Raw genomic sequence first — 21,586 nt, 5'->3', positions numbered from 1 at the left:
GTCGGGCCTCCAACGGGGATGGATGGATCAGGCGGGCGTCAGGAAGTGCGCTTGGCGCAGGCCCCGCAGGACGTCGTCCTGCCAGGTGCGGGCCGGCGGCCAGGTGCCGGTCAGGGCGAGCGAACCGTGTACGGCACCGGGATAGCAGTCGTGGACGACCGGTACGCCGGCCGCGCGCAGCCGGTCCGCGTAGCGTTCGCCGTCGCGGCGCAGGGGGTCGAACTGGGCGGTCATGATGCGGGCTGGCGGCAGCCCGGCCAGATCCTCGGCGTACAGCGGTGACGCGAGAGGGTTGCGCGCTTCGTCGGCGGACGGCAGGTAGAGGTCCCGGCAGAGCGCCATCTCGGCGAGCGTGATGCCGAAGCCGTCCCCCAAGCCGGACTCGCGCATCCCGTCGAGGGTCAAATCGAGCGGTGGCACCTCGAGCAGTTGCAGCCGCAGCCGTGGCCCGCCGCGTTTCCGCGCCAGGAGCGCGACGGCTGCGGCGAGGGTGGCGCCCGCCGAGATCCCGCCTACGGAGATGTTCGCGGGATCGCCGCCGAGCTCGGTGGCATGGTCGACGGCCCACCGCAAACCTGCGTAGCAGTCCTCGAGGGGCGTCGGGAAGGCGTGCTCGGGGGACAGCCGGTAGTCCACCGCCACCACCACACAGCCGGCTCCGGCGCACCGGCTGCGGCACGCCGCCTCGTTGACGTGTTCGTCGATGGAACCGAGCCAGAAGCCGCCGCCGTGCAGGAAAACGTGCATCGGCAGGCCGGGCTCGTCGCCCGGGCGGTAGACGCGGATCCTGATCCGGCCGCCGGGTACGGGAATCTCGACGTCGTGCTCCCGGTGGGCCGGGGGCACCGGCCGGCCGAACATCGCGAACAGGCTGTCGGTTCCGGCCCGGATGACCGTCCGCCGCTGCTCGAGCGGAGCGTCCGGATCGCCGGAGTCCGGCTTCGTGGCCAGGAACGTCCGCACTGCCTCGTCCAGTCCCATGGCCACCTCCCGGGCTCGTGTTACAAGCACGAAACCTCATGGCGGGAGGAGTGTCAAGTGTTTCCATTAAAGCACTTTTATTGTGCGTACAGCGGTGCTGAGCAGGGCTTGCTTGGCCGAGGGTCAGGTCGTGGACCGCTCCACGAGGCGCACGTCCAGCACCGTCGTGGACCGCAGATCCGAGCCGTCGATGTGGCCGAGCAGCACGGTGAGGGCCGCGCTGCCGGACTCCTCGAACGGCTGCCGCACCGTGGTCAGATCCGCCGCCGTCGCGGCTTCGCCGTCGTCGAACCCCATGACGGCCACGTCGGCGGGGACCCGCAGGCCCCGGTCGCGGGCGGCGAGGAGCACACCGACGGCGAGCACGTCGTGGTGCGCCATGATCGCGCTCGGCCGGTCGGCGGCGTCGAGGAGCGCCGCAGCCGCCCGCCGTGCCGCGTCCACGGAGTTGTCGCTGGTCGCGACGGCGACCTCGGCACCGGCCTCCGCCATCACCCCCCGAAACCCGGACAACCGCTTGATCGCCTGGGACTCGTAGTCCGAGACCTGTCGCTCGAGCAGATACCCGACGCGGCGGTGCCCGCGGTCGCGCAGGTGCTGGGCGGCCAGGCGGCCGCCCTCGGTGTCGTCGATGACGACGCGGCTGAACAGGGTGCTGTCGGCGTCGACCGCGACGGTCGGCAGGCTCCGCTCGCGCAGCCGCCCGGCGATGGCGTCCTCGATCGGCAGCCCCATCACGATCAGCCCGTCCAGCCGGCCGTGGATGGGCATGCTGGCCAGCACCGGGGACGAAGCCAGCGCCGCCGACTCGTGGTCGAACACCACGACGTCGAGCTCCAGTTCCGTGGCGGCCGACAGGATCCCGGCCAACCGGCGCAGGTACGACCCGTAGGCGGTGAACGGGGCCATGACGCCGATCCGGCCGGTGCCGCGGCGGGCCAGGCTGACCGCCTGCACCTTGGGCACGAACCCGAGATCGTCGGCCGCGGCGAGGACCCGCGCGCGGGTCGCGGGGCTGACCCGGTCGGGCTTGTTCAGGACGTTGGACACCGTCGAGATGCTGACCCCCGCACGGTCCGCGACCTCGTAGATCGTGACTCGGTGCCCCGCCGTCGACATCGCCTCGCTCGGTTCCGGCCGCCGGCCGTTGAAGAGTTTTACGTGAAGCACTCTATCCAGTCGGCGGCCGGACCGTACGGTCCTCCAGCTTGTCAGGTGATCAGACGCGGGACCATCGCTGGTTCGCGGCCGCCGTGCAGGTCCACAGCAGCACGACGGTGCCGTTCGCGGTCAGGTTGTGGTCCACGTCGAGGCACAGCCCGGAGGCTACGCCGCGGATCGTGCCGTCGCTGCCGATTGTCCACTGCTGATTGGTGCCGCCGTTGCAGTCCCACAGCTGGACCTTCGTACCCGGGGCGGCGTTGGCCGGGGTGTCCAGGCACCTGCCGAGGGCCTGGAGGGTCTGGCCGCTCTGGGTCCAGCGCTGGTTGGTGCCGCCGTTGCAGTCCCAGATGACCGGCTGGGTGCCGTTGGTGGTCGCGCTGTTCGGCACGTCGAGGCAGCGCCCGGACGCGGCGCTCACGAGCGTCGTCGTGCTGCTGGTGGGCGGGGTGGTGGTGCCGCCGCCGCTGACCCGGTACACCACCGTGCCGTGTCCCGGTACGGACGCGCTGATGGTGCCGGTGCTCGTGCTGGTCGCGCCGCTCCAGGCGTCGGTCAGGGTGAACGAGCTGCCCGACTTGCCCACGGCCGCCGCGGTGGTCGAGACGGTGGTGGTGCCGCTGCCCTGGTTGAACAGGGCGACCGCGACGTCGCCGTTCGCGAGCCGCTTCGCCAGCACGCGGCGGGTGCCGTCGTTGCTGACCTGGGTCGCCTGCAACCCGAGCGAGTCCTGGTTGATCGCGATGAGGTTCTCGTTCTCGAGGATCGTCCGGGTGGCGGTCGTCATCGACCGGATGTCGTTGCCGGCGATCAGCGGCGAGGCCATCACGGCCCACAGCGCGAAGTGGCTGCGCTGTTCGGTGTCGCTCATACCGCCGCGGCCGACCTCCATCATGTCGGGGTCGTTGAACCCGCCGGGCCGGGCGTACCCGGCCAGCGGCACGGTGACGTTGACGATGTTCTGGATGCCCATCGGGTACCCGTTGGTCTGCCCGGTGTCCCAGGCGTTGGTGATGTCCTCGGTCGTCCGCCACATGTTCGCGACGTCGCCCCAGTTGCGCTGCGGGCCCGTCTTGGCGTGGATGCTGTTGGGATTGATGCTGTAGACGATCGGCCGGCCCGTGGCGGCCAGCGCGTCGCGCATCTTCGCGAACGTCGTGACCTGGTCGTTGATCGACCCGTTGGGGGAGCACCAGTCGTACTTCAGGTAGTCGACGCCCCAGGCAGCGAACTGCCGCGCGTCCTGCGCCTCGTGGCCCTGGCTACCGGTCGCGCCCGGATAGCTGCCGAAGTACTGGGCGCACGTCTTGTTGACGGGCACCTGGTAGATGCCGAACTTCAGCCCCTTGCCGTGCAGGTAGTCACCCAGCGCCTTCATCCCGCTCGGGAACCGGCTCGGGTCGCCCTGCAGGTTCCCGGACCCGTCGCGGTTCGGGTTGAACCAGCAGTCGTCGACCACGACGTACTGGTAGCCGCGGTCGCGCATGCCGGAGCTGACGATCGCGTCCGCCATCTGCCGGATCAGCGTCTCGTTGATGCTGCAGCCGAAGGTGTTCCAGCTGTTCCAGCCCATCGGCGGGGTACGCGCCACGCCGTTGTCCAGCGCCTGCGCGGGGGACGGGGCGAGGACGGCGGTCACGGCGCCGGACAGCAGGAGCAGCCCCGCGGCGAGCGTCGTCTTCAGACGTTTCATGGTCATCTCCTGGTCCAGCGCTGGTTCGCGGAGGCGGTGCAGGACGACAGCACGACGGTGGTGCCGTTGGCCGTGCCGCCGCCTGTGACGTCGAGGCACAGGCCGGACTGCTGGTTGCGGATGGTGCCGTCGGAGTTGATCGTCCAGCGCTGGTTCGTGCCGCTGTGGCAGTCCCACAGCTGCGCCTTGGCGCCGGACGTCGCGCCGGTCGGCGAGTCGAGACACTTGCCGAGCGACCGCAGGGTCTGCCCGTCCACCGTCCAGCGCTGGTTCGCCGCCCCGCTGCAGTCCCAGATGATCGGCTGGACGCCGTTGGTGGTGCTGCTGCCGGGCACGTCGAGGCAGCGCCCGGAGGCCGCGCCGACCAGCGCGGATCCGGTGGTGGTGGCCGGGTCGCCGATCGTGCCCGGTACGGAGCGCAGGGCCGCGTACCAGGCGGCGGCCATCTTGTCGTAGCCGCCCGCGGTGGGGTGGATGCCGTCGATGAGGTCGGCGGTGGTGAGGGCGGCGTGCATGTCGACGAGATGGACGTGCTTGCCGGCGTTGGCCTTGTTCTGCACGATGCCCGGTACTGCGGCGTTGAACGTACGGGCGGCTGACTCCTGGCCCGCGTTGCTGAGCGGGATGATCGTCGCGACGAACACGTCCGCCGAGGGCGCGGCGGCGGTGATGTGGTCGATCAGCGTGGACAGCCGGCCCGGGGCGCCCGAGACGTTGTAGTTCTGCAGGATGTCATTGGTGCCGATGTGCAGCAGGACGGTTCGCGGGTTCGTCGAGCCCAGCCAGCCGCCGATGTTCGCGTCGATCTGGTCGATCCGCCACCCGGGATGGCCCTCGTGGTCGTGATCGCCGAGGGACGCGGGACCGTTGTACTGCGACCCGACGAAGTCGACCCGGTAACCGGCGCCGGCGAGGCGCTGCCAGAGGCCGATGCGGTAGCCGCCGGGAACCTGCGTCCCCTCGGTGATCGAGTCGCCCAGCGGCATCACCCGGACGCCTCCGTTGGACTCCGCGGCGGCGGCGCCGGGGTTCGCCGCCAGGCCGGCGGCGGTGACCATGGCGGCCAGCACGGCTCCGGCGAGCCATCGTTTCCTTCGGTGCATGTCAGCTTCTCCTTCGGGGGGCCGGAAAAGACGGAGCGGCGCCACGTCGCGCTCGAATTGAGAACGGTAACAACACGCATTGTGAGATTGCCAGAATGTTTCAACGCATTCAAGGGCGTCAACGCGTACGGAACGGATTCAGGAATCCCCCCGTTTTCTGTTATGTCGCGTGCCGCCGGACGGTCGTACCGCGAACGGCGCCCCACCGCTTGACGCCGCCCCCGGCGTCGAGCACATTGGACCGGCGCGACACCCCGGTCCGGTGCGACGACGGTGATGTGGGATGAGAGCTGGGGGCACGATCGACACGGGCACGGTGGGCGCGGCCCGCTCCGGTGACCGGCAGGCCATCGAGGAGCTGGTGGCGGTCGGCCTGCCGCTGGTGTACACGGTCGTCCGGCGGGCGCTGGACACCGATGACATCGATGACATCGACGACGTGGTCCAGGACGTCATGGTCCGGGCCCTGCGCGGGCTGCCCGACCTCCGCCGGCCGGAGAGCTTCCGGAGCTGGCTGACCGCGATCGCCGTCCACGAGATCGGCACCCACCTGCAGCGCCGCGACACCGCCGCCCGGCGAAGCGCGCCGCTGGAGGTCATGGCCGGTACGCCCGATCCGGGCGCGGAGGTCGAGAACCTCACCGCGCTGCATCTGGACCTGTCGGCGCAGCGGCAGCAGGTCCGGCACGCGGGCTACTGGCTCGACCCCGAGGACCGGGTGGTGCTGTCGCTGTGGCTGCTGGAGACCGCCGGCGAACTCACCCGCGCCGACCTGGCGGCCGCACTCGGCATCAGCGTCGCGCACGCCGGCGTCCGGGTGCAGCGGATGCGCCAGCAGCTCGACGCCGGCCGGGAGATCGTCGCCGTGCTCGAGAACGGACCGGCCTGCACCGGGCTCGACGCGGTGATCGACCACTGGGACGGCGTCCCCGGCCCGTTGTGGCGCAAGCGGCTCGCCCGGCACATCCGGTCGTGCGAGACCTGCCGGACGTCCGCGGACGCGATGATCCCGGTGGAGCGGCTGCTGCCGGGGCTGGCGCTGTTGCCCGTACCCGCGGGCCTGGCCGCCACCGTCATCGGCAAGAGCGGGGTGGCGGCCACCACGGCGGCGGCGCTGGCCACGACCTCGGCCACCTCGGGCGGTCTCGGCGTCAAGGCCGGCCTCATCGGCCAGCTCGTCCAGGCCGTGACGGCACACCCCATCGCCGCGACGATCGCGGCCGGGGTCGTCGCCGCGGGCGCCGCCGCGACGGTGACGACCCTGCCCGACCCCGCCGCACGCGCCCCCCGGGTGATCGCGGCGCCCTCCGCGGCGCCCTCCCCGACGCCCGCGCCGGCCTCCGCGACGCCGGCAGCACCCCGCCCGCGTCCGTCGTCCGGCCGGCCGGCAGCGGGCCGGCCATCGGCCACCGGTCCCAGCCTGCCGGTCGCCGGACGGTCCCTGTCCCTCGAGTCCGCGGACCGTCCCGGGCTGTTCGTCACGACCACCGGCGACCTCGGCGTCCTCGCCCCGGCCGACGGCGCCACGGCGCGGCACCAGGCCACTTTCACGACGGTCGAAGGCCTGGCGGACCGCACGTGCTTCTCGTTCCGCGCCCGGGACGGCCGCTACCTGCGGCACGCGTCGTGGCGCCTGCGGCTGGACGGCGATCAGGAGACCGACCTGTTCCGCGGCGATGCGACCTTCTGCGCCCGGAGCCGCCCGCAGCAGGGCACGATCGCCCTGGAATCGGCCAACTACCCGGGCTGGTTCCTCCACCGGCGCGGCCTCGAACTGTGGGTGGACCAGCAGAAAGGCAGCGCCGCCTTCCGGGCGGAAACATCCTTCCGCGCGCGGCCGGCGCTGGCTGACTGACCCGGCCGGGGACGCGTCAGCCCCACGCCCGGATGAGCTCGTCCGGCCCGTACGCCGCCGTCAGACCGGATGCGGTCACGCCGCTGCGGCTGAGGGCCAGCAGGGGGACCGGCTCACCGGTGACGGCAGCACGGTGCCGTTGGAGCGCAAGCAGGTCGTGATCGTCGAACGGAGAACGTTCCAGCCACTTGATCGAACCGAGGAACAGCAGTTCCCGGGCCACCGGGGCGCGATCTGCGCCGACGATGTCGATCTCCACGCTGTTGGATCTGGTCCAGTAGGCGCCCACCGCGGGGGCTGACGGCAGCGCGTCGTCGGGCAGCAGCCGCGCAAGGGACTCGCGCAGGAGCGGCTCGATCGCCCGGCCCCGCCAGGTGGCCCAGCCGGCCTTCGCCCGGCCGGCGGTGACGTCACCGCGAAGGCGTTCGATCTCGGGCAGGTAAGGCCTCACGAACGTCAACCAGAAGCGCAGGTACGGATCGGTGACCCGGTACCGGCGCTCCTTGGACGGCACGGTGGAGAGCGGCAGCTCCCCGGCGACCAGCCGCTTTTCGACGAGGACCTCGAGCGCCCGGGTCAGGGTCGTGTGCGAGATGCCGCCGGCGGCGCGTGCGATGTTGGTGAACGTCCGCTCCCCGCTGCCGATCGCGGACAGCACGGCGGCCGCCATCGCGGTTTCCGGGAATTCGGCGGCGAGGGACCGCTCGGCCGACACCAGCAGCGGCGACACCGGATCGGCGAGCTCGCGGTCCAGGAAGGTGCCGAGGTCGCTGCCCGGCTCCCAGGCCGCGCAGATCAGCGGCAGGCCGCCGGTGACCAGGGCGGCGTCGAAGGCGGCCGCCGGGTCGAGGCGCAGCATCAGCCCGACCTCGGCTGGGGAGAGCGGCCCCAGGACCATCTCGGTGCCGCGCTGATGGAACGGGCGCCCGTAGCTGCTCAGCGCCTCCATCATCGACAGATCCGATCCGATGAGGATGAGCAGCACCGGTTTGCGGCTCAGTTCGCGGTCCCACGCGCGTTGCAGTATGCCCTCGAACGCGTCCACCCGCTCGGCCAGGTACGGCACCTCGTCGATGACGACGATGCTCGGCCGGTCGCCGGGAAGGATGCCGGCGAGCTGCCGGAACGCCGCGCTCCAGTTGCCGGGCCGCGCGTCGGTGAACACCTCTCGCTCCGGCAGCGTGGACGCGGCCACCGCCTCGGTGAACGACTCCAGCTCGATGTCGGTCGAGGCGCCGGACGCGGTGAAGAACAACGCAGGATGGGCGGCGCGGTCGACGAAGGCCTCGACGAGGCTCGACTTGCCGATGCGACGTCGGCCGCGCATCAGCAGACAGCGACCGGGGCGATCGTCGGCCGTGTCCCGCTCGACCTTACGCAGGACGCTCAGGAGAGAGTCGAGCTCCCGCTGCCTCCCGACGAATGCGGCCATCGGTCCTCCGCTCGGCCGACAATGGTTACATCAGAGATACTATCGCATCGGATACTATCTCTGATGTGACTATCATCGGCTGGTCAGTGTGACCGGGGTCTCGAGATCGGTCTGGCGCTGGTCAGGAAGGGAGGGGGCCTCGCTTGCCGGGTTGCGGAAGCGGCGGACGAGCGGCAGGGCGACCGCCACCAGGATCGCCAGCCCGGTCACGATGCCGACCGTCGCCGTGGGCACGTCGAGCAGCTTGAGCGAGCTCGCCAGCAGCACGATCACCAGGGCCGTACGGATGACGCCGCCCGGGGCGCGGGACGAGATGCGGGCGCCGATCAGGACGCCGGGGATCGAGCCGACCAGCACCGCCGCGGCCAGGTCGAGTTTCAGGTCGCCGAAGAAGGCGTGGCCCAGGGCGGCCGACATCACCAGCGGGATGGCCTGGACCAGGTCGGTGCCGACGAGGTCGTTGGCGCGCAGCTTCGGGTACAGCGCGAGGAGCGCGACGATGATGAGCGAGCCGGAGCCGACGCTGGTAAGCCCCACGATCAGCCCGCCGCCCGCGCCGAGCAGGAGCGTCGGGATCGGCCGTACGGTGATCGTCGCGGGCGGCCCGTCGCCGCGGTTGCGCCGGCTCACCCAGGCCTTGAGCAGCAGGCCGCCGGCTGCGAGCAGGAGCGCCACGCCGAGCGAGACCTTGATCGTGTGCTGCACGGCCTCGTCGTCGCCGAGCAGGCGCAGCAGGAGCACGCCGAGGAAGGCGCTGGGCACGCTGCCGGCGCACAGCCAGGCGACGAGCCGCCAGTTCACCGTGCCGCGCCGGGCGTGCACGAAGCCGCCGAACGGTTTCATCACCGCGCTGGCCGCGAGGTCGCTGGAGACCGCGGCCACCGGTGGGACGCCGAAGACGAGGACGAGGATGGGGGTCATCAGCGCGCCCCCGCCCATGCCGGTCAGTCCGACCACGATGCCGACGCCGAGTCCGGCGAGCGCCAGGGTGAGATCCATCGGTCGAGTCTCGGCGAGAATCCCTTCCTTGTCTACTAACTGGGTCGAGTTTATGGAGTTTTAACGGTGCCGTCCCAGGGTGTGAAATCTGCGGTCGGCGCGTCGGGGTGAAACCGGGCAAATCGGCCAGCCGGTCGGGAGGCCGCACGGGCCTGGGCGGCCTCCCCGGCTCGGGCGCCGCGCCGGCTGGTGGACGCCGCGCCGGCAAAGGGGCTCGGGCGCCGCGCCGGCTGGTGGACGCCGCGCCGGCAAAGGGGCTCGGGCGCCGCGCCGGCAAGAGGGCTCGCGCGATGCGCCGATAAGAGGGCTCGGGCGGTGCGCCGGTAAGAGGGCTTGGCGCCCGCGTCGGCTGGTGGGCCGCGCCGGCTGGTGGGCCGCGCCGGCTCGGGAGGCTGCGCCGGCCGGCTTCCTGGCGGCTGCGACCAGGCATGTGACCAGGCATGTGACCGCTAACAGCGAACCCACAGACTCCGCGTTGCCAGGTCGTTACGCCTTGACGACGGAAATGTTAGCGATAACACTGCAGGGACGCATCGATCGACGATGATCCTGTGGGAGGGTGCCATGGTGGTCCGGCCCGTGCCCGATCCCGCCCACCGGGGCCGCATCGAGCTGCGCCAGCTCCGCTACCTCGTGACCCTCGCCGAGGAGCTGCACTTCGGCCGGGCCGCCGCGCGCGAGCACATCGCACCCTCGGCGCTCAGCGCGCAGGTGCAGCGGCTCGAGCGGGCGGTGGGGGTGTTGCTGGTGGACCGTACGAGCCGGGCCGTGGCGCTCACCGAGGCGGGCGTCCGGCTCGTTGTCGAGGCGCGGCAGATCCTCGAGCACGTCGACCGGGCGGCCGTCCTCGCCCAGGGCATGGTGCCCGCCGCGCCCACGCTGCGGGTCGGGGTGCTCGACGAGGGGTACGACGCCGTCCGGCCGGTGCTGCGTGCGGTGCAGGCGCGCCACCCCGACCTCGAGATCCACCAGGTGCAGGCGGGGGTACCGGAGCAGTGCCGGTTGCTGGCCGACGGGCGGCTGGACATCGGGGTGGGGCGGCTGCCCGGTGGCTCGCCCGGTATCGCCGCGGACATGTTCCGGCTGGAGCCGCTCGGGGTGCTGGTCGCCGCGCAGCACCCGTACGCCGGCCTGCCGCGCGTCCCGATCATCCGGCTCGGCGGCGAGACGCTGCTGATGGCCGACGAGGAGCTGGCGCCGGAGTTCAACGCGTTCGTGGCGGAGGTGTGCCGGTCGGCCGGCTTCTTCCCGTCGGTGTTCCCCGGCAGCGTGCAGACGCTGCGCGCGGCGGTGGATCTCGTCGCGCAGGGCCGGTGCGTGCTCGTCACCCCGGCGTCGACCGCGACCTGGTCACCGGAGGTGGTGTGGCGGCCGCTGGGACCGTCGGTGCCCCGCTACCCGTGGTCGATCCTGTGGCGCGCCCACGAGCCGTCGCGCGCCGCCCTCGACGTGGTCGCGACGGCCCGCCGCCTGGCCGTGGAGAACGGCTGGCGGCAGGCCGCCGCGGAGAAGGCCAGCTAGCTGAGCCGGAGCATGTTCCACGACAGCGGCGGCAGCACCGCCTGCAGGCGGCCCCCGTCGAGCTTCGGGTCGTCCAGCGTCCGCGGCTTCACCCGGTCGGGCTCGGCGGCGGTGTTCACCGCGTCCGGGTCGTCGTCGAAGAGCGCCGTGTGGGTGGCCGCCGACAGCGACGGCAGCGACCGTACGTCCACATCCACGCTCATCGGCGTCGTCTGGGACCGGTTCACCGCGAAGATCACGACCTGGTCGCCGGAGCGTACGGCCGCGGCGTCGAGCAGCGGCACCTCGCCGTGCCGGGCGGTCTCGTGCACCGGCGACTCGAGGGCGAGCTGCAGCACCGTGCCCCGCCCGTGCGCCGAGGTCAGCGCGAACGGGTGGAACGAGGCCTGCCGCCACGCCGCGCCGCCCGGCTCGGTCATGATCGGGGCGATCACGTTGACGAGCTGCGCGAGGCAGCCGATGCGGACCCGGTCGGCGTGCCGCAGCAGGCTGATCAGCAGGTTGCCGACCACGACCGCGTCGGTGACCGAGTAGACGTCCTCGATCAGCCGGGGCCGTTCGCGCACCTCCAGGTTGGTCTCGCCCTCGAAGCGGCTCAGATACCAGACGTTCCACTCGTCGAAGGAGACGTTGATCCGCTTCTTGTGCCGGCCCACGGCGCGCACGTGGTCGGCGGTCGCCACGAGCTCCTCGATGAACGCGTCCATGTCGGTGGCCGACGCGAGGAAGCTGTCCCGGTCGTCGCCGTGCTGCTCGTAGTACGCGTGCGCCGACACGTAGTCGACCGCGTCGTACGCCTCGGCGAGCACCGTCGCCTCCCAGCTGCCGAACGTGGGCATCTGCCGGCCGGAGCTGCCGCACGCCACCAGCTCGATCGAGGGGTCGACCTGGCGCATCGCCTTGGCCGTCTCCAGCGCGAGGCGGGCGTACTCGTGGGCGGTCTTGTGCCCGATCTGCCAGGGGCCGTCCATCTCGTTGCCGAGGCACCAGGTCTTGATCCCGTACGGCTCCCCGCCCCGCAGGTCCGACCAGTACGTGCCGCCCGGCAGGTTGCAGTACTCGACGAGGGACCGGGCCGCGTCGATGCCCCGCGTGCCGAGGTTGACGGCCATCAGCGGTTCGACGTCGGCCGTCCGCGCCCACGCCACGAACTCGTTCACGCCGACCTGGTTCGTCTCGAGCGAGCGCCACGCCAGGTCCAGCCGGGTGGGCCGCTCGGAGACCGGTCCGATGCCGTCCTCCCAGCGGTACCCGGAGACGAAGTTGCCGCCCGGGTAGCGCACGATCGGCACCCCGAGCTCGCGGACGAGCGCGGTGGTGTCGGTGCGGAACCCCCGCTCGTCGGCGTGGGGGTGGCCCGGCTCGTAGATGCCGGTGTAGACGCAGCGGCCCATGTGCTCGACGAACGAGCCGTAGAGCCGCGGGTCCACCTCGCCGATCCGGTAGGCGGGGTCCACGGTCAGAGAGGCGACGTGCATGTTCACCCTTTCAGGCCGGTGCCGGCGATGCCTTCGACGATATTGCGCTGGAACAGCAGGAACACGGCGACGAGGGGGATCGCGCCGAGGATCGCGGACGCCATCGTGTCCGCGTACCGGATGCCGAACGAACCCTGCACCGTGGCGAGGCCGACCGGAACCGTCATGATGTCAGGGTTGCTGAGCACGAGCAGCGGCCACAGCAGGTCGTTCCACGACCCCACGAACGTGAAGATGGCGACCGCGGCGACCGCCGGGCGGGCCAGCGGCATGATGATCCGCCGGTAGATCCGCAGGAAGCCGGCGCCGTCCATCCGGGCCACCTCCTCCAGTTCCCGCGGCAGGCCGTCGAAGAACTGCTTGAAGATGAACACGGCGATCGCGGTGGGAATCTGCGGCAGGCTGACCGCCCAGAACGTGTTGAGCAGCCCGAACGAGTCCATCTCCCGGAACTGCGGCACGATCAGCACCTGGCCGGGGATCATGATGCCGGCCAGCACGAACCAGAACACCAGGTTGCGGTGCCGGAACCGCAGCCGGGACAGGGCGTACGCGGCCAGGCTGCCGGTGAGCACCGCGCCGACCGCGGTCAGCGTCGCGATGAACAGGCTCGAGCCGAACCACCGCAGGATGTCGGTCTCACGGAGCGTCCGGCTGAACGCGCCCAGGGTCGGGTCGTCGATGAGCCACGTGGTCCGGGTGGTCTCGGCGTTCGGTTTGAGCGCGGTGTCCAGCGCCCACAGCAGCGGCATCAGCCAGAGCAGCGCGAACGCGATGAGCACGCCGGCGCAGATGCGGTTGAAGAGCTTGACGCGGGTCTCGATGCTCACGGCTCAGACCTCCTTCTCCTGGCGGCGGATCAACGCGAACCACACGGCGGAGACGCCGAGCACGACGAGGAAGAACAGCATCGACACGGCCGAGGCGTAGCCGATGCGGAAGTTCGTGAAGCCCTCGTCGTAGACGTACTGCAGGATCGAGCGGGTGGCGAAGTTCGGCCCGCCGGAGGTCATCAGGTACATCTGGTCGAAGACCTTGAGCGAGGCGATCACCTGGAGCACGGCCACCAGCGTCGTGGTGCGGCCCAGCATCGGGATGGTGATCGAGCGGATCTGCTGCCACGGGCTCGCGCCGTCCATCGACGCGGCCTCGTACAGGTCGCGGTTGATCTCCTGCAGGCCGGCGAGGTAGAGCACGAAGTTGAAGCCGAGGGTCCACCACAGCGTGGTGAGCGCCAGCGACGGCATCGCCCAGTCCGGGTCGCCGAGCCAGGCCGGCGCGGTGATCCCGAGCTTGCCCAGCCCGGTCTCGAGGAGGCCCAGCCCGGGCGTGTAGAGCCAGATCCAGATCAGCGCCACGACCGCCGACGGCAGGATGTACGGCGCGAAGAACGCCAGCCGGAAGAACCAGCGGCCGTGCTTGACCCGGTCGGCGAGCAGCGCCAGCCCGAACGCGACGATGATCAGTGGCGGCGTGGTGAGGATCGTGAACCAGATGGTGTGCCACAGCGACGACCAGAAGTCCGCGCTCTGCAGCGCCTCGGCGTAGTTGCCCAGCCCGGCGAAGCTCGACAGGCCGGGTTTCACCGCGCTGGTGTCGAAGAAGCTCATCAGCAGGCCGTACAGCGCGGGGCCGATGATGAACAGCACGTAGAGCAGCAGGAACGGGGTCAGGAAGCCGGCCGCGGGCAGGCCGGCACCGCGGCCGCGTTCCGGCGGGATGTCCTCCCGCGCCGAGCGGCCGGTGCGTACGGCGGTCTCTGCGGTCACTGGGCACCCCCTTTCTCAGACCGGCGGGGCGGTCGTGGCGAGGTTCGTGAGCTTGTCGCGGATCTGCGCGATCGCGGACGCCGGCGACTGCTGCCCGGCCATGACCGAGGCGATGATCGAGCCGGTGACGATCTCGAAGTTGGAGCCCGAGCCGGAGTACCAGCCCTCCGGGTCGTAGACGGCGGCGTCGGCGGCCGTCGCGTAGTTGGACTGCGGCGTCATGGCCTTGTAGTCCGCGCTGTCGCGGAACGGCAACCAGGCCGGCACGTGCCCGCCCTCGGCCCAGGTCCTGCTCTGGTCCAGCATCGACCGGATGAACAGCAGGGCCCGGTCGATGCGCTCGGGGTCCCGGTCGGGCTGGCGGGGGATGAGCAGGGTGTGCGAGTCGGCCTGCACGGCGTACCGGCCGCCGCCGAAGACGTTCGGGAACAGAGTCATGGAGAAGGGCAGCTTCGCCGTCTGGAACGTGGAGATCTCCCACTCGCCCTGGAAGTAGAAGCCGGCCTGGCCGTTAGCGAAGGTGGCGATGGCACCCTGGTAGTCGATGCTCGGCGGGGCGAGCCCGGAGCGGGTGAGGCTCTGCAGGAAGGTGAGCACCCGGCCGGCGCGGTCGTCGTCGATGACCACCTTGCGGCCCTGGTCGGCCAGCATCTCGCCGCCGAGCTGGCTGTACAGCGACTGGTAGATGCGCCACGGGGTGGCCGTCTCGTTGGTGACCGCGACGACACCGCCGTACGCCTTGGTGATGTCCTTGGCCTTGCGCAGCGCGTCGGTGAACTTCTCCGGGGTGTCCAGCGGGGCGAGCGCGCCGGAGGGGTCCAGCAGGCCGGCCTTCCCGCAGATGTCGGTGTTGTAGAACATGACGAACGGGTGGGTGTCGAGCGGGATCGCGTACGTCCGGCCGTCGACCAGCCCGGCCTGCCAGGGCCGCGGGGCGAACTTGTCGGCGGTGAGCCCGTGCCGCGCGAGATCCTCGGGGAGCAGCTCCTCGACCAGGCCGGCCTGCACCATCGTCTTCATCCGGGTCAGGTGGGCGACCGCGACGTCCGGTGGCTTCTCGCCCAGCGTGGCCAGCGACAGCTTCGTGTAGTACGGGTTGCCCCAGGCCAGCGTCACCGCGTCGAGGTCGACGCCCCGGTTCGCGGCGCGGAACGTGTCGAGCATCTGGGTCATCCGGACGCCGTCGCCGCCGCCGAAGAGGTTCCAGTAGTCCAGCGAGCCGCCGCCGCGCCGCCCCGGCGTGAGCCCGGCGCACCCGGTCAGCCCGAGAGCCGCCGTGGCGGCGGCGCCGCCGAGCAGCGCGCGTCGGGTCAGAGTCATGAACGGAGCCTGCCGTCGCGGCGCGGGCCCGGTCCAGGGATCGGCCTTCGCAAGACGAGAAGGCCCGGACGCGAACCGAGAACGATCAGGTGGGTACGGCGGGCCGCAGCAGCCGGCCGACGTCCTCGCCGGTCATCGGGCGCGCGAAGTGGAAGCCCTGCGCGTACCGGTAGCCGGCCTGGTGCAGGCGCTCGGCCTGGTCGGCGGTCTCCACGCCCTCGGCGACGGCCTGGATCCGCAGCCCCGAGGTGATGCCGATGAGGTGGTCCACGATGACCGCCTGCGGGCTCCTCGTGGTGACCCCGTCAACGAAGGACTTGTCGACTTTGAGCACGTGCACCGGGCAGTCGACGAGCAGGCTCAGCGACGACTGGCCGGTGCCGAAGTCGTCGAGCGCGACGCGGATGCCCAGCGTGCTGAGGTCGCGGACCGCCTCGAGCGCGGCGCCGGTGCCGAGCACGGCGGTCTCGGTGACCTCGGCGACGAGCACGCCGGGGTCCACGCCGGCGCTGCGGACCGCCGCGGCGATCTCCTCGACGAAGCCGGGTTCCCGCAGCTGCCGCGCGGAGACGTTGACGCTGACCCGCCCGGGTGCGGCGGCGCCGTACTGCCGCTGCCACGCGGCCGTCTGCGCGACGACCTGCTCGAACACCCAGCGGCCCAGCTCGATGATCGTGCCGTTGCGCTCGGCGAGCGGGATGAACACCGCGGGGGAGACGTCGCCGTGCCGGGCGTGCCGCCAGCGCAGCAGCGCCTCGACACCGACGATGCCGCCGTGGGGCAGTTCGACGATCGGCTGGTAGAGCACGCGCAGTTCGTCGCGGGCCAGGGCCTGGCGCAGGTCCGCGCCGAGCCGGGCGTCCTGGTCGGCGAGCCGGTCCATCGCCGGGTCGAACCAGGCCCAGCGGCCGCCGCCGGCGTTCTTGGCCGCGTACATGGCGACGTCGGCGCGGCGCAGCAGCTCCCCGGGGGTGTCGCCGGGGATGCTCGCGGTGACCCCGATGCTGATCCGCGGGACCATCTCGTGCCCCTCGATCAGCAGCGGCTCCTGGACGGCGCGGACCAGCCGCTGCAGCAGCGTGGCGGCCTCGTCGCCGGTCAGCCCTGGCAGCAGCAGCGTGAACTCGTCCCCGCCGAGGCGCGCGACCGTGTCGACGTCGCGCAACCGGTTGTGCAGCCGCCGGCTCACCGCCTTGAGCAGCGCGTCGCCGGTGCCGTGCCCGAGCCGGTCGTTGACGACCTTGAAGTCGTCCAGGTCGAGCAGGGCGACGAGGAACTCCTCGCCGGCGCCGAGCTGGCGGGTGACCTGCTCCTCGAAGCTGGCCCGGTTGGCGATCTCGGTGAGTGTGTCGTGCCGGACCTGGTGGGCTAGCTGGACCTGGTAGTCGCGCAACTGGCGCAGGTTGGCGTCGACCGTCTCGAGCAGGCGGGTGTTCTCCCGCAGCGTGGTGATCTGCCGGACGACGACCAACGCCGTGATCGCGACCGTGGCGGCGGCGATGGTCCTGCCCTCGGCGGAGTGGGTGATGTCCGTGCCGAGCAGCATCGCGTCCATCCCGGCCACGGCCAGGTACGGCACCACGCTGAAGCGCCGCGGCACCGGGCGGGCGGCCTGCGCGTCGCCCGCGCTCCGCGCCTGCCGCAGCGCGGACAGCTGGGCGCAGAACGTGGCGATCGGTACGGCGAGGAAGCCGGTGTTGAGCTGCGGCCGCGACTCCAGAAATGGCATGAGCGACGCCGAGGCGGCCGCCGCGCCGGTGCCGAACGACAGCAGGTGCATGGCGCGCCGGTCCAGCTCGCCCGCGCCGGCGAACGCGACCTTGGTGAACGCGATCATCGACACCGAGGCGACCATGGCGATGGCCAGCACGGGCAGCGCCGTACCGGTCTGCGAGGCCCACGCCTCCGTCCGGGTCAGCGAGAAGTGCCAGATCAGCACGCCGGTGGTGATCAGGATGATGCCGGTGTCGAGCCCGAAACGCACCCACTCCGACCGGGACCGTTCCCAGGCGGGCAGCCGCAGCAGCGCCCAGACCGCGAAGCCCAGGATGACCATGTACAGGCAGGCGGCGAGCGTGCTGATCCGCTGGAAGCCACCCTCGGCTCCGAGGGCATCGTGCGCGTTGATCGAGACAGTCACGGCGAGCAGGACGCAGCAGGCCGTCGCATGCCTCCAGAACCGGCGCGTCGCCGCGTCCAGGTCGGTGCGGCGCGAGGCCCGGAGGCAGGCGTACGCGGCCAGCAGCGACATCACCGGCAGCGGCAGCCACCCCGTCACGGGCAGCCGGAACTCGATGAAGAAGCCCACCGCGAACCGGACGAGGCTGTACGCGAGCAGCACGGCACCCGTGATCAGGGGCAGGCGGTCGCGTACGGGCATGGCCGGACCATCGGTGCGGCGCGTACGGACCTGAAGACAAATGCCGGGGAGATCCGGGGCACAGCCGGGCCGCGTACGGGCGCCTCCGCGGGGTAAGGAGCCACCTCATGGAGCAATTGCAGTGGCTGGGTCTGGTCCGGCACGGCCAGAGCACCGGCAACGTCATCGCCCAGGACGCGGAGACCGGCGGGCTCGAAGCCATCGACATCCCGGAGCGCGACGCCGACGTACCCCTGTCGGAGCTGGGCCGCGAGCAGGCCCGCGCGGTCGGCAAGTGGCTCGCGGGGCTCGGCGACGACGAACGGCCCGAGCTGGCCGTGGTGTCGCCGTACCTGCGGACGCGGCAGACCGCGGAGCTGGCGCTGGAGGGCAGCGGCGTGCCGACGGTCGTCGACGAGCGGCTGCGCGACCGCGAGCTCGGCGTCCTGGACCTGCTGACCGGGCGCGGCGTGCAGGCCCGGCTGCCCGGCGAGTACGCCCGCCGCGCTCGCCTCGGCAAGTTCTACTACCGTCCGCCCGGCGGCGAGTCGTGGGCCGACGTGCTGCTGCGCCTGCGCGCCCTGCTGCGCGAGGTGCGCGAGGACCACCCCGGCGGCCGGGTGCTGTGCTTCGGCCACGAGGCCACGGCGTTCCTCGTCCGCTACCTGGCCGAGGAGCTCAGCGAGGCCCGGCTGATGGAGATCGCCCACGCCACCACCATGGCGAACTGCTCGATCAGCACGTGGCGGCGCCACGGCGGCGAGCTGCGGCCGGAGCTGTTCAACGACGTCTCCCACCTGCACGACGTGGGGACGCCGCCGACCAAGCAGGAGGACGTCGATGCCGAGCCGGTCTGAGGAACGGGTCATCACCCCGCAACTGCTGCGGGAGTGGCCGCTGCCCAGCCCGCAGGGGAGCAAGGAGGCGCGCGGCACGGTCCTGGTGATCGGCGGTTCCCGGTACACGCCGGGTGCGGTGCTGCTCGCCGGGGTCGCCGCCCTTCGCGCCGGGGCGGGCCGGTTGCAGCTGGCGGTGACCGGCTCGACCGCGACGGCGCTGAGCATCGCCGTGCCCGAGGCGAAGGTCGTGGGCCTGCCCGAGAACGACGGCGGCTCGGTTCTCGGCGACGTGCCCGACCACCTGCTGGAGATGGCGGCCACGGCGGACGTGCTGGCGATCGGCTGTGGGCTCGACGACATCGAGGAGACCCAGCGGCTGCTGCACAGGGTCCTGGACGCCGCCGGCAAGGACGCCTCCGTGGTGCTGGACGCGTACGCCCTGGGCGCCCTCAGCAAGGAGCCCGGCCTGCTCGCCGACCGCCCCCAGTCCGCCGTGCTGACCCCGAACGTCACGGAGGCCGAGCACCTGCTGGGCCGCGCGACCAGGGACGACCTCGCCGCCGAGGCGATGGAGCTGGCCCGCCGCTACGGGGCCACGGTCTCGCTGTACGGCCACATCGCCGACCCGGACGGCCGGGCCTGGCGCGAGGAGAGCGGCGACGCCGGCCTGGGCACCTCCGGCAGCGGCGACGTGCGCGCCGGGATCGTCGCCGGGCTGCTGGGCCGCGGCGCCGAACCGGCACAGGCCGCCTGCTGGGGCGCGTTCGCGCACGCGGTCAGCGGCCAGCGGCTGGCACCCCGGTTCGGCCGTACGGGCTTCCTCGCCCGCGAGCTCGTGGACGAGGTGGCGTACACGATTGCCACGGTCTGAGCCGGGTACATCGACGAGGACGAACACACCGAGTGAAAGGAGCGACACATGCCCACAGCCCGCGAGATCATGACGGCCGACGTCACCTGCGTCGGCGAGAAGGAGACGCTCGCCCAGGCCGCGCACAAGATGGCCGAGCTCGGTGTCGGCTCGCTGCCCATCTGCGGCGAGGACAACCGGCTCAAGGGCATGGTCACCGACCGCGACATCGTGGTGAAGGTGCTCGCCCGGGACCGCAACCCGGCCGACTGCACGGCCGGCGAGCTCGGCGAGGGCAAGCCGGTGACGATCGGCGCGGACGACGACGCGCAGGAGATCCTGCGCACGATGTCGCAGCACAAGGTGCGCCGGCTGCCGGTCATCGACGGCCACCAGCTGGTCGGCATCGTCGCCGTGGCCGACGTGGCCCGGGCGCTGCCGGACCGCCCGGTCGGCGACCTCATCGACGCGATCTCCGAGTAAGCACGGGTGAACCGTCGTCGAACATCCGTCAGAAACGGGCCTTGACGGCGTGCGGCTCTGCTACAGAGAGCTTCATGACTGTCGATTCCCACGCCAAGGGTGCGGTCGATCGCCGCACCCTTCTGCGTCTCGCCGGCCTGTCCGCCGGCGCCGGCCTGGTAGCCGCCGCGACCCGGCCCGCCGAGGCCCACGCTGCGGCCGGCCCCTTCCAGCACGGCGTCGCCTCCGGCGATCCGCTGCCCGGCGGCATCCTGCTGTGGACCCGCGTCACCCCCACCCCGGAGTCGGTGCCCGGCTCGGGCGCCGGCCCGGAGGTCACGGTCGCGTGGCAGATCGCCGCCGACGCGGACTTCGCCACGGTCGTGCAGGCCGGGGAGGTGCGCACCGGCCCGGCCCGCGACCACACCGTCAAGGTCGACGTGTCGGGGCTGACCCCCGCCACCACGTACTGGTTCCGCTTCGGGCTGGACGGCAGCTGGTCGCCGGCCGGGCGCACGATGACCGCACCGGCAGCGGACGCCGCGATCGCCCGGCTGCGGATGGGCGTGGTGTCCTGCGCCAACTGGGAGGCGGGCTACTTCGCCGCGTACCGGCACCTGGCCGAGCGCGGCGACCTCAACCTCGTGGTGCACCTCGGCGACTACATCTACGAGTACGGCACCGGCGACTTCGCGGCCGGCGACGTGGTGGTCCGACCCACGAAGCCCGAGCACGAGACCCTGACGCTGCAGGACTACCGGATCCGCCACGCGCTGCACAAGACCGACCCCGACCTGCAGGCGCTGCACGCCTCGGTGCCGTGGATCATCACGTGGGACGACCACGAGGTCGCCAACGACATGTGGAGCGGCGGCGCGGAGAACCACACCCCGGGCACCGAGGGCGACTTCGGGGCGCGGGTGGCGGCCTCGCGGCAGGCGTACGCGGAGTGGATGCCCGTACGCCTCGGCGCCGACGGCCACATCTACCGCCGGCTGCGCTACGGCACGCTGTTTGAGCTGTCCATGCTGGACCTGCGCTCGTACCGCTCGGAGCAGGCGGACCGCACGGGTGACGACGTCGACGACCCGGACCGGACGATCGCCGGCGAGGACCAGCTGCGGTGGCTGACCGACGGGCTGATCGCCAGCACGGCCCGGTGGAAGCTGGTCGGCAACCCTGTGATGATCTCGCGGCTCGACCTGGCCACGCTGCCGGCCTGGCTGCTCGGGCCGCTCGGCGACCTGCTGGGCCTGCCGGACAACGGCGTGGTGCTCAACCCCGACCAGTGGGACGGCTACAACGCCGACCGGGAACGGCTGGTCGACGCGCTGCGCGCCGCCCGTACCCGCGACGTGGTGTTCCTGACCGGCGACATCCACACGTCCTGGGCCAACGAGCTGACCACCCGCGACACCGGCCCGCGCAACCCGGCCGCCGCCGAGTTCGTCGTGCCGTCGGTGACCAGCGACAACCTCGACGACTTCCTGCACACCCCGGCCGGCGGCCCGCTCAGCAGGCTCGCCGCGGACCTGATCCGGGCGACGAACCCGCACGTCAAGTGGGTGGAGATGGACGGGCACGGCTACGGCGTGCTGGAGGTGACCACCGACCGCTGCCGGATGGACTGGTTCCACCTCGCCGACCGGACGAAGCGCGACACCGCCGCGCGGTGGGTGGCGGGCTGGTCGGTCGGCACCGGCTCCTCGCGGATCCGCCAGGAGCCGGCGCCGGCCGGCTGAGAACGGCCCGGGGTGGGAGTCG

Annotated in this window: 17 protein-coding genes; 6 read left to right on the top strand and 11 right to left on the bottom strand. The window is 71.9% G+C overall.

What is annotated here, in order from left to right; translation table 11 throughout:
• Nucleotides 1–27: 27 nt before the first annotated feature.
• From IT780_RS40440 to IT780_RS40425, 4 genes are all read right to left on the bottom strand, one after another.
• The gene (locus tag IT780_RS40440; protein ID WP_199517188.1) at nt 28–981 is read right to left on the bottom strand and encodes an alpha/beta hydrolase; all 954 of its coding nucleotides are present in this window, start codon (nt 979–981) and stop codon (nt 28–30) included.
• A gap of 123 nt (nt 982–1,104) precedes the next feature.
• The gene (locus IT780_RS40435) at nt 1,105–2,151 is read right to left on the bottom strand and encodes a LacI family DNA-binding transcriptional regulator (RefSeq protein WP_307831656.1); all 1,047 of its coding nucleotides are present in this window, start codon (nt 2,149–2,151) and stop codon (nt 1,105–1,107) included.
• Nucleotides 2,152–2,200: 49 nt separating this feature from the next.
• A complete protein-coding gene (locus IT780_RS40430; RefSeq protein WP_199517187.1) occupies nt 2,201–3,835 on the bottom strand; it encodes a glycoside hydrolase family 27 protein in 1,635 nt (544 codons plus the stop codon).
• Nucleotides 3,836–3,837: 2 nt separating this feature from the next.
• Entirely contained in the window at nt 3,838–4,938 is a 1,101-nt protein-coding gene (locus IT780_RS40425) for a ricin-type beta-trefoil lectin domain protein (protein ID WP_199517186.1), read from the bottom strand.
• 283 nt (nt 4,939–5,221) lie between these two features.
• Here IT780_RS40425 and IT780_RS40420 point away from each other — a divergent pair, with 283 nt between their 5' ends.
• Complete coding sequence (locus IT780_RS40420; protein WP_199517185.1) at nt 5,222–6,793, top strand: sigma-70 family RNA polymerase sigma factor; 1,572 nt, start codon at nt 5,222–5,224, stop codon at nt 6,791–6,793.
• Nucleotides 6,794–6,809: 16 nt separating this feature from the next.
• Here IT780_RS40420 and IT780_RS40415 read toward each other — a convergent pair whose 3' ends face one another.
• Both IT780_RS40415 and IT780_RS40410 read right to left on the bottom strand, forming a co-directional pair.
• Nucleotides 6,810–8,225 (bottom strand): ATP-binding protein, encoded by a 1,416-nt coding sequence (locus tag IT780_RS40415; RefSeq protein WP_199517184.1) that lies wholly within the window; start codon nt 8,223–8,225, stop codon nt 6,810–6,812.
• A gap of 72 nt (nt 8,226–8,297) precedes the next feature.
• Complete coding sequence (locus IT780_RS40410) at nt 8,298–9,224, bottom strand: sulfite exporter TauE/SafE family protein (protein WP_199517183.1); 927 nt, start codon at nt 9,222–9,224, stop codon at nt 8,298–8,300.
• Between the two features lie 543 nt (nt 9,225–9,767).
• On the opposite strand from IT780_RS40410, the gene IT780_RS40405 reads away from it, so the two are divergent.
• Nucleotides 9,768–10,745: a LysR family transcriptional regulator gene (locus IT780_RS40405; protein ID WP_199517182.1), complete on the top strand. Its 978-nt coding sequence runs from the start codon at nt 9,768–9,770 to the stop codon at nt 10,743–10,745.
• Here the strand turns inward: IT780_RS40405 and arfA are convergent.
• The 5 genes from arfA to IT780_RS40380 form a co-directional block, all read right to left on the bottom strand.
• The gene (gene arfA, locus IT780_RS40400; RefSeq protein WP_199517181.1) at nt 10,742–12,223 is read right to left on the bottom strand and encodes an arabinosylfuranosidase ArfA; all 1,482 of its coding nucleotides are present in this window, start codon (nt 12,221–12,223) and stop codon (nt 10,742–10,744) included. The genes IT780_RS40405 and arfA overlap by 4 nt on opposite strands.
• Before the next feature lie 2 nt (nt 12,224–12,225).
• Nucleotides 12,226–13,053, bottom strand: a complete 828-nt coding sequence (locus IT780_RS40395; RefSeq protein WP_199517180.1) for a carbohydrate ABC transporter permease — start codon at nt 13,051–13,053, stop codon at nt 12,226–12,228.
• 3 nt (nt 13,054–13,056) lie between these two features.
• On the bottom strand, nt 13,057–13,992 hold the full coding sequence (locus IT780_RS40390) for a carbohydrate ABC transporter permease (protein WP_199517179.1): 936 nt from the start codon (nt 13,990–13,992) through the stop codon (nt 13,057–13,059).
• Nucleotides 13,993–14,007: 15 nt separating this feature from the next.
• Complete coding sequence (locus IT780_RS40385; RefSeq protein ID WP_199517178.1) at nt 14,008–15,312, bottom strand: extracellular solute-binding protein; 1,305 nt, start codon at nt 15,310–15,312, stop codon at nt 14,008–14,010.
• An 85-nt stretch (nt 15,313–15,397) separates the two neighbouring features.
• Nucleotides 15,398–17,692, bottom strand: a complete 2,295-nt coding sequence (locus IT780_RS40380; protein WP_199517177.1) for a putative bifunctional diguanylate cyclase/phosphodiesterase — start codon at nt 17,690–17,692, stop codon at nt 15,398–15,400.
• 107 nt (nt 17,693–17,799) lie between these two features.
• Here IT780_RS40380 and IT780_RS40375 point away from each other — a divergent pair, with 107 nt between their 5' ends.
• The 4 genes from IT780_RS40375 to IT780_RS40360 all read left to right on the top strand — a co-directional run bounded on the left by IT780_RS40375 (nt 17,800) and on the right by IT780_RS40360 (nt 21,564).
• Complete coding sequence (locus tag IT780_RS40375) at nt 17,800–18,528, top strand: histidine phosphatase family protein (RefSeq protein WP_199517176.1); 729 nt, start codon at nt 17,800–17,802, stop codon at nt 18,526–18,528.
• On the top strand, nt 18,512–19,381 hold the full coding sequence (locus IT780_RS40370; RefSeq protein ID WP_199517175.1) for an NAD(P)H-hydrate dehydratase: 870 nt from the start codon (nt 18,512–18,514) through the stop codon (nt 19,379–19,381). Before IT780_RS40375 ends, IT780_RS40370 begins: the two co-directional genes overlap by 17 nt.
• A gap of 48 nt (nt 19,382–19,429) precedes the next feature.
• Nucleotides 19,430–19,843 (top strand): CBS domain-containing protein, encoded by a 414-nt coding sequence (locus IT780_RS40365; protein ID WP_199517174.1) that lies wholly within the window; start codon nt 19,430–19,432, stop codon nt 19,841–19,843.
• Between the two features lie 74 nt (nt 19,844–19,917).
• A complete protein-coding gene (locus IT780_RS40360; RefSeq protein WP_199517173.1) occupies nt 19,918–21,564 on the top strand; it encodes an alkaline phosphatase D family protein in 1,647 nt (548 codons plus the stop codon).
• Nucleotides 21,565–21,586 lie beyond the last annotated feature (22 nt).

Source organism: Nucisporomicrobium flavum, from assembly GCF_016464385.1.
Classification (GTDB): domain Bacteria; phylum Actinomycetota; class Actinomycetes; order Mycobacteriales; family Micromonosporaceae; genus Actinoplanes; species Actinoplanes flavus_A.
The sequence above is the reverse complement of the archived record's forward strand: the minus strand, read 5'-3'. Positions and strand labels throughout refer to the sequence as shown.

Bases quoted from the DNA above. Each gene is read 5' to 3' on its own strand.
- IT780_RS40380 (WP_199517177.1), bottom strand. From the start codon at position 17,692: ATGCCCGTACGCGACCGCCTGCCCCTGATCACGGGTGCCGTGCTGCTC.
- IT780_RS40420 (WP_199517185.1), top strand. From the start codon at position 5,222: ATGAGAGCTGGGGGCACGATCGACACGGGCACGGTGGGCGCGGCCCGC.
- IT780_RS40405 (WP_199517182.1), top strand. From the start codon at position 9,768: ATGATCCTGTGGGAGGGTGCCATGGTGGTCCGGCCCGTGCCCGATCCC.
- IT780_RS40410 (WP_199517183.1), bottom strand. From the start codon at position 9,224: ATGGATCTCACCCTGGCGCTCGCCGGACTCGGCGTCGGCATCGTGGTC.
- arfA (WP_199517181.1), bottom strand. From the start codon at position 12,223: ATGCACGTCGCCTCTCTGACCGTGGACCCCGCCTACCGGATCGGCGAG.
- IT780_RS40360 (WP_199517173.1), top strand. From the start codon at position 19,918: ATGACTGTCGATTCCCACGCCAAGGGTGCGGTCGATCGCCGCACCCTT.
- IT780_RS40375 (WP_199517176.1), top strand. From the start codon at position 17,800: ATGGAGCAATTGCAGTGGCTGGGTCTGGTCCGGCACGGCCAGAGCACC.
- IT780_RS40425 (WP_199517186.1), bottom strand. From the start codon at position 4,938: ATGCACCGAAGGAAACGATGGCTCGCCGGAGCCGTGCTGGCCGCCATG.
- IT780_RS40370 (WP_199517175.1), top strand. From the start codon at position 18,512: ATGCCGAGCCGGTCTGAGGAACGGGTCATCACCCCGCAACTGCTGCGG.
- IT780_RS40365 (WP_199517174.1), top strand. From the start codon at position 19,430: ATGCCCACAGCCCGCGAGATCATGACGGCCGACGTCACCTGCGTCGGC.
- IT780_RS40440 (WP_199517188.1), bottom strand. From the start codon at position 981: ATGGGACTGGACGAGGCAGTGCGGACGTTCCTGGCCACGAAGCCGGAC.
- IT780_RS40385 (WP_199517178.1), bottom strand. From the start codon at position 15,312: ATGACTCTGACCCGACGCGCGCTGCTCGGCGGCGCCGCCGCCACGGCG.
- IT780_RS40430 (WP_199517187.1), bottom strand. From the start codon at position 3,835: ATGAAACGTCTGAAGACGACGCTCGCCGCGGGGCTGCTCCTGCTGTCC.
- IT780_RS40415 (WP_199517184.1), bottom strand. From the start codon at position 8,225: ATGGCCGCATTCGTCGGGAGGCAGCGGGAGCTCGACTCTCTCCTGAGC.